The organism is Candidatus Uabimicrobium amorphum, assembly GCF_009002475.1.
Classification (GTDB): Bacteria; Planctomycetota; Uabimicrobiia; order Uabimicrobiales; family Uabimicrobiaceae; genus Uabimicrobium; species Uabimicrobium amorphum.
Map to the genome: position 1 here is coordinate 2,612,994 of NZ_AP019860.1, position 13,894 is coordinate 2,626,887.

A 13,894-nucleotide genomic window follows, 5' to 3' on the forward strand; every position below is an offset into this window, starting at 1 on the left:
GATTTGGTGTTTACCACATATTGGAAAAGGTATCGTATATTTTTTCATCAAACTTGAAGCGCATGCTAATAAAAATACCTTCGTTGAGAAAATTTCCATCACCAAATGAACTATCCGAAACTCCTTTGATATTGTACCCTAAAGACAACCATAGGTCGTTGGCAATGCGATATCCCATTTCCACACCATATCCGTACTCTAACTCTTCTTGGTCATACTCATTTACCGTACCAAGATGAAATCCTATATCAAACTTGTCGTTGATTTCGTAGAGCCAACGCATCGCGAGTAAATCGGTCATTGCGCTTGATAGGTCTTGTTGTGCAAAATTTTCTTCTTCTTGGTATTTGTATGCATAGTGCAACATTAGGTCCATTGATTTTGGTAGGCGTATGTGGACGTCTAGTGTTGACACCAATGTGATTTGTTGTAGTTCACTTTGTAAGTTGCGCTCCCAATTGAACTGAGTTTTTCCGACAAGATTTATATTTTGCAAAAAATGCGGCCGATAGGAGATCCCCAACAAATTGGTGTTTTCAAAAACGGAAAATTGTTGACGCGGTGTAAATTGTGAACTCCAAAAAGTAACTATACTCTCATCCCAGTATGATGTTAGCGAGGGAGTAAAGAGCAATTGATAGTCACCATTTTGATAGCGCATTTCACCACGAAAATTTCCCGAATGCTTAAGTGTAAATAGTTTCAAATGAAAGCCGTTGGTCGTAAAATCCTCAGGGTTTTCTTCGGCGAATGTCTGTAAATGCTCCGCGAAAAAATGTCCTGATAGCCACTCATTGATAGGTAAATCGGTTTTCATTCCTAAAAGAGCTTGATTTTGGTCTTCCTCACTCCACTTTTGAAAACCATATTTTGCGTAGAATAGAGTTGTCTCGTGTACTTGCAAATTGATACCGGCAAATGTTCGCGAAGATTCAAGGCCACTATCGTCCTCTAACTCTTGGTTGACCCACAAATTCATCCAATCATTTGGCACCACCTCTGCTCCCAGGATGGTTTTTGATGACAACCGTTCGTTTATATTACCTGCCTTGTACCGAAAATCTTGTTTGGTGTTCTTGTCCATTTGTGAGATATTTCCCACATTTTTTGGTTTAGTGGCCGCTTTCTTACTAGCAAATACTTGGTGTCTTTCCGCACTTATGATTAGACCTTTATCCACATTCACCTTGCTACCAACACTCGCCACGTGGACGTGATGTTTTTCATCTTTATTTTTTTGTTCAATAAACTGGTAGCCCACAATGTTTTGCGTGTTTTCGGTATTGATCAACGAGTGAACACCAAACTGACGAAACTCGTTTTGTTGGACTTTTTCCACAGAGCCATTCAACTGTACAGTGACATTTTCCGATGCCTTAATTTGCGATTCAACAAATACTCTCTCACTTCCAGTGGCGATATTTGGTAGAACAGCCGAATAATAGTCCTCTGTAACATTGTGGTAACCTATTTTGGTGTCCATGATTCCCCACTGTAGGTTTGTGGAGAGCGAATACGCCAACCCTTGTTTGGTGATATCGCGATGGGGGTCATGAATCGATGTGTGCGCTACATTACCGTTTATAGAAAGACCGGCCATTGGACTTACTTGCAACGATGCTCCATAAATTTGGTTGCTGTGTTTGCTTTTTGTCTCTTGAATATAAGAACCACCAAACAATATTTTTTCTGCCAACAATTTCACATTCGCTTGCGCTCCCCATATCAATTCTTCTGAAGAGGCCTCCTGGGAAGTGTAGGTGGCAATAATATACACCGGGTTACCTAACAAATCGCTAGGAGAAATAGGAAAATCGAATAATACACGTCCACGATCAAAGTTGACATCGTAGTCACGGTATATCTGTTTTTCTTCTACAGCAATAATCTCCTGGGCATTGAATTGACTACGCGTCTCAATAACAATGCTCAAACTATTCACAACAATATCTTCGCGTGAAAGCTGATAAAAACCAGAAATTCCCTGCCCGCGTATTTCATCGCGTACAAGAACTTGCGTTGCTTTACTACCAAAAACCTTGACATCTAAATATTCGTTTTTAAACTGTGCGGCGACTCCGCGAAATGCATGCTGGTATTGGACTAAGTGATTGTTGAATTGTACATTGTAGTCACCATACATCACATAGTTTTCGTCTTGTTCGAGTTTTACATATATTTTGCTATTGCTGTTCACTTCGTAGCCCGACAAGTTCGGATCATAGTAAACAGGGTAAAATTGATTTTCCTGAATATTGCGAAACAGGCGTTGTTCCTCTTTTTTACCGCTATCGTACAATGCCGTGAGTAAATATTTTCCCATAATCTTGCCACGCATAAAGAACGCCAAACGCCCATCGACGTACAAACCCTCTTGCTGGTGGTCTTTTTCGATTCCCACTGTCCCTTCGGCAATACCAATCACTACCCAATCGCGAAAATAGGGAATGTATTCCACTTCGATTTCTTGAGAAATTTCTTTGTAACCAATGGTCAGTTTCGCTTTTTTTACTTCAGATTGCGCTTCGAGGATACACACCGCAACACCACCGTTCATTGCTATTTGTGTACCTTCTAGCTTTTCATCAGCATCGCTATTGATAATTTTGCTTTCTGCGGCAGTGACCGTCAACAAGCCATTTTCGTTGATTAACTCGCCGTTTTGGTCCAATGCATGAATAAAAATATTGGGTTCGGTTTTGCCATCGGCAGAAACTTGATGCGGATTTTTCACAACAAATAATTTATGAATAGTTGGTGTTTGCATTGGTGGCAAACTTGTTTGTAGGTTGTATGGAATCCCCATGGGTGAAACAATTTGTAGATTTTCGCGAAATCCAAAACGTTGCTCAAGAAAAAGTTTGAGCAGTGAAATTTCTTGTAACTGCTCGTGATCAATACCGATAATCACACTCAGTTCTATTTTATTTGCGGGGAAATCTTCGACAAACAATTGTTTTAGATTCCATTTATCCAAAACAGAAATCGTACGCGTTTTTCGTTCAAACAGAAATGTGTAGGGAATGCTCTCTTGCCACAGTTTACTTTTGTTTTCATACTGAATTTGCAACATGCTTTGCACAGGCATATAGAGGTGGCGATTAAAATGTAAGGTAAAATCTGTACGCCACGGAGCGGAGCCTTTAATGTGCGCAAAGCGCGTACGTCCATTGCGTCCTTTTTCGGAAAGTTTAAATTGTGAAGGCAGAGTATGCAGATCGATTGCGAGAACATGCGTTCCATCTTCCACATTGTCAAAAGAGTAGCGTCCGCTACTATCGGTAATCGCATAGCGTCCATCCTCCATGTATATTTTCACATTGGGAATGACAGGCTCTTTCCCCTCATCATATTGGTTATTGCGGTTGATATCAACATAAGCGTAGCCAAAAACCCATGCTTTGCTATTAAAGATACTCTGCTGTAAAATTTTTAGCTGGCTTTTGGTAGCAAAGGACTCCACGGTGTGTATTCCCACGATGTGTCCGTGAGCAAAACTAACATTTTCGAGTACACCGTGTGCGCGGGCGCGAACTTTGGCTTTAAAAGAAAAAGTCGCCGTTTCACCAGGAGAAAGAGTTCCTATTTGTACCGTAATTTTTTGCTTTTGCCTTACGGTTGTAAAGGAACTGCGTTTTAAAGAAGAGGAAATGTAACGCAATTTTGGCGGTAGTATGTTTATAAGTTCTGAGTCATCAATCACCGCATTGGAGTGGATGTTGCTCACTTTAATCGTGTAACTAATAATTTGTCCAACAACAGCCTCGACTTGACTTGGCGTTTGTATTACGCGCAAGAACTTATCGATATTGCGATTAGAACTAACTTGAGCAAAAATAGGCAATATACAAAAGAGTGTTAGTACAAACAGACGCATTTGTTCTCCATTATATCTAAGACAATCCCTTTAAATGTAAGTAGTTATAATTAGTCATCAACATGACCGGTAGCCATTTACATGACTGTATCCCTAATACAATCTGTTCTCTGGAACCACAAAATCAAACCGGCTTTTCATCCCTAAAAAAAGCAGGGCTCCAGCACTTCTAAAAATCGTCACCGTGATCCCTGTCCCTAACCGTTATCGTCACCGAAATAACCACGAAATTTTCGTTTGTAGAAAAATACGCGGTCCTACTGCGATTAGAGCACAGTGAAGATTAGTTATTTCTTCATAACTACTTTACTTGTTGTTATTTATACATACCTTTAAGACATTCGTCAAGGCAAACTATTCATTTTTTTTCTTTTTCCACATGCGTAACATTTTTTCTGCCTTGCGTAAATTCGCAATTTTTTGGCGCTTTTCGTATACTTTTGCAGATTTTTCCAGCAAACGAATGGCCTCATCTTTGTTTCCCGATTTGCGCAAAATGAAGCTCATGTTAAACTGCGCATTGGCAATTTCCAATTCGTCTCCCAGTTCTTTAGCTATTTTTAAACTGTGGCGATAGTTTTGCAAGGCAACGCTAAAATTTTTGCACTTCACCATTAAGTTACCAATGTGTGCGACCGTATCCATAGTTTTGCGCTTGTTGTTCGTATGCTCATAAATATCTTTTGCCGCAACAAACGCGTTTTCACTTTCTTCAATATTTCCCTGCTCACGATGGAGGTGTCCCATTTGCACATAAGTGTGCGCTAGGGATGTTTTATCTTTGATTTGTTCTTGTATTTTAATCGCGTCTAAATAAAACTCTTTGGCGATGTCCCAGTCTTCTTTACGGCGGTGAATATTGGCAATCAAGCGATAATTTTGCGCAATTTGCGCGGCATTATTTTTTTCCTGGTAAATTTGTAAGCTAGAATTCAGTTCCTTCAGAGCTTCCGCAAGTTTGTCTTGATCCGCATAAATCAAACCGCTCGTGCGATAGTTTTCGGCGATTTCCATTTGTAAATTTTTATCCTGCGACACTTCCAAAGCTCTTTTTATAAAATCCTCTGCTGTTGACCATTCTTTTTTTTGCTGATGTAGTGTTGCGACTTTACGATATATAGACGAAAGCATCGGCGCATTGTTTAGTTTTTCAAAAATAGTGACACTTTTGTGTAAAAAGTCTTCGGCTATTTGCAATTTTTGGCGCTTTTGGTGAAGGATCGCGAGATTAGAATATGCGTTGCCTTCATTGAGAAGGTTAATTCCTTTGGAATACTCTAGACTCTTATGCAAGAATTCCTCCGCTTGCTGCCAATCCCCCTTCACTTGCAAAATAACCGACATGTTAATAAAGCAAGAGGAAAGCGAAACTTTATCTCCGATTTCTTCACTAATTTTTTGTGACTTTTGATAAAGCTCAAACGCCGTATCAGTTTCACGTTGTTTCGAGGCAAGAACCGCAAGATTATTATAAGATGCTGCCATGGCCGGACGATTATTCATGGTACGAAAGATATCAAGGCATTCGTTGTACAGTTTGTGGGCTTTTTCATACAAAGACTGCTTTTCATAAACAATTGCTTGTTGACTAAGGACACTTGCCAACGACGGCAGACGATTAAATTTGCGCTCAATATCTTCGCTTTTCGCTAAATTTTCCAAAGCTTGTTCGTATTCACCGCGCTTTTGCATAATGGCTGCCAATGCACGATAGCATAGCGCTAGTCCAACCGTAATTTGATATTTTTCTGCGGTAGACATTGCCGCATGAATGTATTCTTCCGCTTTCTCCCATTCACCACTTTGTTCGTACAGCTGCGCAAGGCTGATATGACAATTGATAATGCCCGAAGGCGAAGCCAACTTCTCGCGCATTTGCAAAGATTTTTCTAGCCAGTCGCGCGCAGTATCAAGCTGACCAGATTTACGTTTAAGCATTCCCAGGCTATTATACAAGTCGGCACAACCTAGTTCATAACCTGTTTCCTCCGCAATTTTGATTCCCTTACGATAATTTTGTTCTGCAACATTCCACTTACCTTGATGTAGCTCTAAATCACCTACACGCGAATAGATATCAACAAGTAACTTGTAACTCCATATTTCTTCCGCGAGAATCGTACTTTGTTGATAGTACTTACGTGCAAGCTGCCATTCACCTTGCGATTTATGAAAATTCCCCAAACGGATGAGTAAATGTGCAGTACCTGCAAAATGACCTGATTCCTCGACAATTTCGAGAGCTTGTTCGTAGTATTCCTTGCTTTTCGCGACACTACCATTGTCCAAAGCCAAATTTGCTAAACCTTCATAAATAAAAGCTTTTTCCGCAGTTTGCTGTTTTTCAAATTCCCGCAACAAGTCTTTGTAAACTTTTTCTGCTTCGCTGTCTTTACCTTGAAAGTGAAGTAAACTACCCAAATCACAGGTGGCCTGGCATAGTTTGTTGATATTACTTCGCTCACGATAGTGTTCAATGGCTTTTGTATAACACTGTGTGGCTTTGTCGTTCTGCGCGACATGGCGAAGAAGTGCACCAAGTGCATGATAAACGCCTCCGGTAACTTCAGAAGCTGCACACCACTTTTGTAACTCAGTGGCGTAATCAAAGCCCTCGTCCTTCTTCTCGACAACAACGAATGATTCCCCGTCCACGTACTCCCAAAGTTTCTGTAACAAATCTACCCCTGAAAACTGCAACGCCGCACTGCGTTTATCATAAAGGTCAATAAGGCGCTCTACTTGTTTGTGAATATCTTCTTCCGGCAGAAAGTTCCAGTAAAAGCCCTTTGCCTCCTCGGTCAAGTCTTCTAGCATAATGTAGTTGGGGTTGGCATTGAGATCATTGCCACTGTAACCGATAAATAAAAAGTGACGTATTAACAATAAGCAGCGTAGTAGTCGCACTTTGTTTTTCGATAGTCCTTGGCCTTCCTTGCTAAAGGTAGTGATGATGCTGTGTAGATTTTCAACGGAACCGTGTATTTTGAATATGCGCACCCCTGAGTACTGTGGAAAGTCCATAAAACTTTCAAAATCCGCTTCGGTGGCATACACAAAATAGTCTTTGTCACGCTCCATCCCCTCGTTTTCCATCGCATCTTCCAAACAAGTATCCAAATTGGCGGTGACAAAAAACGACACAAAACCACTCTTGGCAAGCTTGGAAAGGTAAATATGATGATGGTTTGGTTTGCGATTTTTTAAAACTTCAAAGGTGGATAAATACTCTTCGCCTATCGATTCGTATAAAATTTGCGATATCACTTCTGGGGCAATGTTCGCCGAGACAATATCTTCATCCAAACCTTTTAAATCTTCATGATGCGTGGTGAGCGCGTGCACCATTGCATTGATGAGCTGCTGCCATCCTGGAATTGAGGAAGGTGCATCAATCGATATCCCTGCTCCAGTAAACACAGCGAGTTTACGTTGTTTTAATAAACGACAAACATTTTCCAACATGATTTTTTACCTTTATAATAATCTTAGCCTTTGGGTACTAATAATAGTATAACTTTGTTTGCGCTTGGTTGCATCTAAAAGCAAAATAAATTTGGATTTTACGCGCAAAATATGTCTATAATATACAGACAAAACACAAACCTGTGAAACAAAGGATCAAATCAATGAAATATCTTACAATAATTCTGTGCGCCATGTTTATGTTGGTTGGTTGTACATGTAAAAAGTATGACAGCCAACAGAATGTAAGTCCGGTGGTACAAAGTGATGCTGATCATAGCGATCATGACGACCACAGTGACGACAACGGTCATGCTCACAACCATGATCACAATCATGACAAGGCAAAAGATGTTGACTACAAACGTAATCGCTACAACTACGATTATCATCGCGACTATACCAATCGTCTTCACTACTACAATCGTGGACGTCTTCCCTAAAGATTGTATTCAGTCGTGGCAACGATATGTCTATTTCCCAAATCCCTGGTTTGACCAGGGATAAAAGACTCCAAGTGTTACATACTCTTAACTACACTCCATTTTACAATCATAAAACATCTCTCACTTCACAACATCTAAAAGAAAAAATAAATTTGGATTTTGTCGGCAAAACAATAATAATAATGCTATTCTGTATATTACCCGTATTTGTGTTTAGATTTGGTAGCCCAATGAACTTAATAAGGAGATTGCAGTAATGGCGAAGATCAATAACAATGTGGAGCTGGCGGCGTTTTTGGAAAAACAAGCTGCGGTCTATGACGAATATTCTGCTCCTTTTTGTAAGGAATTGCTGGAGCTAGCCGCCGCATTCCGCGAAATTGATCCGCTAGAAATCAAGGAACTAAAAGATATATCGAAAAACAAAGAGCGTCTGGAGCAACAAAAGGAAAAAATCAGCGCTAAGTTAGAAAGTGAAAAAGAAAAGTTCCAAACCAAGTTGCAAACAGAAAAAGAAAAGTTTGCGCAAGAGAAAGCAAAGTTACAAGAGAAACTACAGCAAGAAAAATCAAAATTAGAAGAGAAGCTCTCCACTGAGCGTCAAAAGCTACAGGAAAAACTCGACAACGAAAAAAATAAGTTGCAAGAAAAACTCGAAAACGAAAAAGAAAAGTCTCAACAGAAATTAGAGTTGGAGAAGACAAAAGTTCGCGAACAACTCGTTGTGGAAAAAGAAAAAAATGATGCGCTGAAAGAGCAAATCAACGAGATCAAGTTAAAGCACAAAGAAAAAGAAGAAGTGCATCGCGAAAAATTGGCTACTGAGAGAGAAAAAAACAAAGAAACAGTGGAGAAATACAAAGAACAAGTTGCTACGGAAAAAGAAAAAAACAAAGCCACTGTTGAGCAAAATAAGGAATTGATCGCCTTAGAAAAAGCAAAAAATAAGGAAATTGAAGAGAAATACAAAATAAAATTTAGCGAGGAAAAGGCGAAAAACCAGGAGCTATTGCAAAAAGAAAAAGAAAAATTGCGTGAGCAGTTACAAAACGAGAAAGACAAAGCAAAAGAACAACTACAAAAGGAAAAAGACAAAGTTAAGGAACAGTTACAACGCGAAAAAGACAAAGCAAAAGAAGCTCTTGAAAAAGACCGCGCCAAAGCGAAAGAACAATTACAACGCGAAAAAGACAAAGTGAAAGAGCAACTGGAAAAAGACAAAGAAAAAAACAAAGAAGAAGTAATCAAACTACAAGGATTACTTGAAATTGAGCGGCAAAAAAACAAACAACTCCAAGAAAGTCATAAACGACAACTCGAACAGATGAAGGAAAAACACCGTGAGGAAATCAAAGGTGTGAGAATCACCGCAAAGAAAAAGGTGCAGAAAAGCAAGTTGAAAAGTGAAGGGGAACTTCCACAGGAGTTTCGCGACGAATTTGGTGAAAGGCTGTTAAAATTTCAAGAAGAGGCACATAAGATTACAGCGGCGTTTGACGAAAACGGCGCACAAACAATCATAGAACTACATGAGCTTGCCGACCAGTACTGCGAGAGTGAAGACTTAAAAGAAGCAAGAGTGGCTTTCGAGTTGGCCCATGTGATTGAACACGGAAGCCTACAATTTGTGAACAATGGTTACCCATGGCAAAAACACCACATGACTTACTATTCGATCGAGGGGGAAGTGGTAGATATTTTTACCCAAAATAAATTCAATGAGAACTCATTGCGTGCCATTGCGCAACTTTTGGACATTGAAATCACCAAACGTGGGAAACACCAAGTGCAACAACAAATTGTCAGTGAAATTGCCACGCGTGCACGGCACTAGTTGTATGTGATGCCCTATCGGGCATCACCATACACCATTTGTGGAATTATAGGTTGTAAATTGTAGCAAACTTTAGATAGATAGATTTTAGACCAACTGCTCTTCCAAAAGATCAGCCATGGTGTCCATATATAGACTAACATGTTGCGGATTATTGCGGTGGAGATAACGTCCATTGGGCAATGCATCGAGTACGTTTTTGTCGGAAAGATACTCTAGATTTGACATATCGTAGCGATCAAAACCAATAGACTCCATTGTGGCAAATAAATCATCAACCTTATGATTGGTAACAGCACAGTAGTCTTTCGCATGCTCTGTCCATTCGTCCAACTCATGGTCGATGGATTTTACGATTTCAACATCGGTCATTTGCGTTGCTGTTTGAACCAAATGTCCACAGTTACATCTTCCCATGTGGCCCCATTCGTACTTGACACCACCTTTTAAGTTAGAAGCGGCTTCACGTAGAGCCTGGATTAGTTTAGTGTTTGCTTTTGGCATTCGTGTCTCCTATCTGTTGTTTCCACAATTGTGTTTGCCAATTAAAGTGTTCTTGTGGATGAAATTTGTTTTTGTATGCCATCCTCGAACACTTTTCAATATAATAACCTAAATAGTAGTAGGATAAACCTAAATTTTTAGCGTATTCAATCTCTTTGAGTATGCTAAAAGTTCCGAGATTCAAATTTTGATAATCGGTATCATATACAAAGTATACACTGCTAAGGGCGTTATGTCCACGATCTAAAAAACCAACACCAACAAGTTTATCTTCGATATAAAATTCCGACTGTAGTCCAGGACATGAAGGCAAGTAAAAACTATGAATAAAGTCTTCTTCCGAACCTTCCTTTTGATCAAAACGATTTTGAGAGTGTTTCTTGTAAAGCTCAAATATTTTTTCGTCGTAACGAAGGGAAACAAAACGCACCTCGACATCTTGAGCCTTTTTTAAAACGCGCTTTTGACTTTTCCTAGGGGAAAAATCTTGTACAACAACACGTGTTGGTATACATGCACGACAACCTGGACAACGAGGACGAAAAAAATACATGCCAAACTTTCGCCATCCCTTTTCTAATAGCTCAGAAATCTCTTTTTCCTGCAATTCATATGCGAAAAAATATTCAAAGCGCTTTTGCATTTCGGGTAGGTAAGAGCAGCTGTCTAGACTATCAAAACGTTTTTCTTGAAGTATAATCACCGAAAAGTCCTATATCTTTTTGCGTTCATTCTATTTAACAGCATATTCCCCTCAGAGCGAATTGGGAAAATAATTCTGCCCAATCAAAATAAAAAAGTAAAATAGTGAAAAAAAAAATGTTATTATAGATCACTAACTTTTTTACATTGTTCGATAACGAGAGCTCGTATGCAACCATATTGTATCCGCAATAGATATGAAATTAAAGAAATAATTGGCCGAGGACGCGTGAGTGTCGTACATCTTGCTTTTGACAAGCGTATTAAACGTTATGTTGCGATCAAGCAAATCTCAAATACGGCGGCTAACTACCAAAAAATTGTCAAAAGATTGCAACGCGAATATCGCTTATTGAGTGAGCTTAACGATTTTGCGATTGTCAAAGTATACGATTTTTTTGAAGAAAACGACCAATGTTTTTTTGTTATGGAGCATGCACGAGGAGTAGCACTTGACACTTTTATTGTCAATCATCCATGGAGCTTGGACTTAGTAGAACAAATTGCAATAGCCATTCAAATATGCCAAGCCATTTCACAAGTCAATGCTCTTGGTTTACTACATCGCGATATAAGACCACAAAATATTTTTATTGATCCTGAGGAAGGTACGGTAAAACTTCTAGATTTAGGTCTTTCCAAATCGTTGCATTCCAACCTACACACTTTAACAAAAACATTAGCGATACAAGGCAATGTTGCGTATATGAGTCCTGAAAGAATCAATGGAAAAGAATATAGCAACAGCGACGTTTTTTCTCTAGGAATAGTTCTATATCAATTATTCTCTTGGTCACGACGTTCTCCGTTTAAAGGAAACAATGTTTTTTCAACGATAGATCGTGTTCAAAAATATTTCCCACCGCCGATTACAAATTATCTTTATAGTCCCGATGAAGGACACTACGAACATCTATCAAATATTCTCAACAAAGCTCTGCAAAAAGACCCACAACAACGAACACAGAGTGCGCAAAGACTCTGCAAAGAATTATCAAATCTTTATTCTAAATTTCCGCATATCGGCAGTAAGTGGTTCGTGGATGTCACGCGCATAAACAAAAAAAGTAGTACACAAAAAATGTCTTTTTTCAGTGATGTACGTGCCTTGAGTTATACAATTGCCGTCATCATTATGTTGATCATAGGTATGGTGGGAATTGGAATTACCATGGATGATAGCGATCTTTCCCCCACCACAAATATACAAAAAGTAGTGGAGCAACCCTCAGCAGAAGTTTATTTTGACAGGTCTTTGGATTATTACTATTTCCAGAATAACTACTCCAATGCTTGGAAATACAACGAAAAAGCACTGAGTCTTAATTCCGTAGACCCCAGGTATCTTATTCACAAAGCAAAAATGCTATTTTTAGGTCACGGTGTTACAAAAGACGTCACCACTGCACATACAATCACACAAAGACAACTCTTTAAGTTAAAAAATAATCAAGACGGATTTAGTTTGTATATGACAGGGTACGCGTATAGCATTGGAATGGGCGGACGAAAAAGTCAACAGCTCGCAGCGAGCTGGTATAGTAAGGCCATAAAAAAGAATCATCCTGTCGCAATGAACAATCTCGCTATTTACTACAATGCACAACGCAAATACGTCGACGCATTTCTACTGTTACAAAAATCAGCAGATTTAAATTTACCAACAGCACAAACAAATTTAGGGATGCGCTACCTAAATGGCTCAGGGGTTGTGCGTAATTATGAAAAAGCCGTATCTCTTTTTCGCAAAGCGGCAGAAAATGGACATGCTCAGGCGATAGAACAAATGGGTGTTTGTTACTACAACGGATTTGGGGTAAATAAAAACTACGTGTTGGCAGCACAGTGGTTTCGCAAGGCGGCAGCCAAAGAACGCCCCCTTGCTCTATATTGCTTGGGATATTGCTACGAACATGGTCATGGGGTAAAAAGAAGTATTTCTGAAGCTATTTACTGGTATGAAAAAGCATCTAAGTTTAACTACCAGCCAGCAAAAAAACGCCTGGCGGCCCTCAAACGCTAATGTTTGTTAATTTTTTGTTTGTGGTTATTGGGCCACAACAGTACGTAGGAGGTTATTGTGTATAAAATTTTTATCGTTGTACTCATCATGTGCAGTGCTTGTCTGTATGCCGAGACAGAAAATTCTCTTGTAATGGTACGCTGCGACAATGGATCAGAAGATGGTTTTTTGCCATCTCCACAAGACATGGAACTGAGTACACTCAAAGCTAATTTAAATCCCAACGTCGACACAGTTGTACTTGTCCATGGGTTCAACACTTCGTATAGTAGCGCAAAAAGTTCTTACACCACCGCATGTAGCGCTTTAGTTTCGGAGTTGGGAAACAGGAATTATGTTGGCTTCTATTGGCCTTCAAACACATGGTTGAGTTTTGGAACGGCGGTAAAGCACGCCAATGCGGCGGGAAAATATTTAATATATATGCTCAGTGAAATTTCCAAAATATGTCGTACGACACGCGTGCACATCATTTGTCACAGTTTAGGTGGGCGCGTTTTACTCAGTACTTTACAACAAAACGAAGCACGCTATGTTCGCTGGGGAAAAAACTGTTTGCTTGCTGCGGCAGTCCATAACAATATTTTTTTCACTTCTTTCGCGAATACCAATCTAGTGTCACAGTACAACTACGTGTATTTTTCAAAGAATGACGGCGTTTTAAAATACCTCTATTCACTTTACTACTGGTTATTTGATCGTAAGAATCAAAAACTACCAGGAGCAGAAAAGTTTTTGCGCTTAAGTACAACAGAGCAGTTGCGCTATATGGATGCCCTAGACAATGGAAAATTTACTGCACGAAGTGAATTTGACCGCGAACTGTTACGCCAGATTCGCATCGCCGAAAAGGATGCGATGGGGCTTGTCGGTGCATTCCGCGGTAATTCTAACGAATTGCGTAAAGTAGAAAATATCGAAGTTAGCAACATTGTCGATGGACATTCTTACTGGGGAAATAGCACAGTAATCCGTATGGCAGCAAAAAAAATCGCACGTTAATATTAATATTTTGCGCCGTAGTTGTACTTTACGGCGCATTT

8 protein-coding genes are annotated in these 13,894 nt (G+C 39.6%); 4 read left to right on the plus strand and 4 right to left on the minus strand.

Features of this window, described 5'->3' with window-relative positions; genetic code table 11:
• Positions 1 to 10: 10 nt before the first annotated feature.
• Together UABAM_RS09235 and UABAM_RS09240 are read right to left on the minus strand one after the other, a co-directional pair.
• A complete protein-coding gene (locus UABAM_RS09235) occupies positions 11 to 3,877 on the minus strand; it encodes a DUF11 domain-containing protein (protein ID WP_151967714.1) in 3,867 nt (1,288 codons plus the stop codon).
• Between the two features lie 354 nt (positions 3,878 to 4,231).
• On the minus strand, positions 4,232 to 7,342 hold the full coding sequence (locus UABAM_RS09240; protein ID WP_151967715.1) for a tetratricopeptide repeat protein: 3,111 nt from the start codon (positions 7,340 to 7,342) through the stop codon (positions 4,232 to 4,234).
• A 164-nt stretch (positions 7,343 to 7,506) separates the two neighbouring features.
• On the opposite strand from UABAM_RS09240, the gene UABAM_RS09245 reads away from it, so the two are divergent.
• Both UABAM_RS09245 and UABAM_RS09250 read left to right on the plus strand, forming a co-directional pair.
• Positions 7,507 to 7,785 (plus strand): hypothetical protein, encoded by a 279-nt coding sequence (locus UABAM_RS09245; RefSeq protein WP_151967716.1) that lies wholly within the window; start codon positions 7,507 to 7,509, stop codon positions 7,783 to 7,785.
• Positions 7,786 to 8,044: 259 nt separating this feature from the next.
• The gene (locus UABAM_RS09250; protein WP_151967717.1) at positions 8,045 to 9,622 is read left to right on the plus strand and encodes a coiled-coil domain-containing protein; all 1,578 of its coding nucleotides are present in this window, start codon (positions 8,045 to 8,047) and stop codon (positions 9,620 to 9,622) included.
• An 87-nt stretch (positions 9,623 to 9,709) separates the two neighbouring features.
• Here the strand turns inward: UABAM_RS09250 and UABAM_RS09255 are convergent, their stop codons facing one another.
• Together UABAM_RS09255 and UABAM_RS09260 are read right to left on the minus strand one after the other, a co-directional pair.
• On the minus strand, positions 9,710 to 10,126 hold the full coding sequence (locus tag UABAM_RS09255) for a hypothetical protein (protein ID WP_151967718.1): 417 nt from the start codon (positions 10,124 to 10,126) through the stop codon (positions 9,710 to 9,712).
• On the minus strand, positions 10,107 to 10,829 hold the full coding sequence (locus tag UABAM_RS09260; RefSeq protein WP_151967719.1) for an arginyltransferase: 723 nt from the start codon (positions 10,827 to 10,829) through the stop codon (positions 10,107 to 10,109). The genes UABAM_RS09255 and UABAM_RS09260 overlap by 20 nt, the downstream gene beginning before the upstream one ends.
• Positions 10,830 to 10,997: 168 nt before the next feature.
• On the opposite strand from UABAM_RS09260, the gene UABAM_RS09265 reads away from it, so the two are divergent.
• Both UABAM_RS09265 and UABAM_RS09270 read left to right on the plus strand, forming a co-directional pair.
• The gene (locus tag UABAM_RS09265) at positions 10,998 to 12,851 is read left to right on the plus strand and encodes a serine/threonine-protein kinase (protein WP_151967720.1); all 1,854 of its coding nucleotides are present in this window, start codon (positions 10,998 to 11,000) and stop codon (positions 12,849 to 12,851) included.
• 57 nt (positions 12,852 to 12,908) lie between these two features.
• A complete protein-coding gene (locus tag UABAM_RS09270) occupies positions 12,909 to 13,853 on the plus strand; it encodes an alpha/beta hydrolase (protein ID WP_151967721.1) in 945 nt (314 codons plus the stop codon).
• Positions 13,854 to 13,894 lie beyond the last annotated feature (41 nt).